Origin of the sequence: Gilliamella sp. B14384G12 (genome assembly GCF_016101825.1) — a bacterium.
Taxonomy (GTDB): Bacteria; Pseudomonadota; Gammaproteobacteria; order Enterobacterales; family Orbaceae; genus Gilliamella; species Gilliamella apicola_N.
In genome coordinates, this window is sequence record NZ_JACFPU010000074.1 from 1 (window position 1) to 275 (window position 275).

Genomic DNA, 275 nt, shown 5'->3' on the forward strand with positions numbered 1-275 from the left:
GAGCTGCGCATCATGCGTTAGTCGAGTTGAGAAAGCACTAAAGAAGATTGATGGTGTGATTGACGTCAGTGTTAATCTTGCTACAAAAAAAGCAACCGTTAACACTAATGCCAATGTTGAATTAGAAACATTAATGTCGGCAGTAGACAAAGCAGGTTATCATGCAGTTAAAATTAACGATCAACAAAGACAGTTAAGGGATGCATCAAATGAAAACAGTTGAATACAATTTTTTTGTTGAGGATATGAGCTGCGCATCATGCGTTAGTCGAGTT

At 37.8% G+C, this 275-nt stretch carries 1 protein-coding gene; it reads left to right on the forward strand.

The features are described from left to right. Positions 1-223 (forward strand): cation transporter (locus H3S73_RS13715; RefSeq protein WP_144093591.1); only part of this gene is annotated, 223 nt, incomplete at its 5' end. Positions 224-275 lie beyond the last annotated feature (52 nt).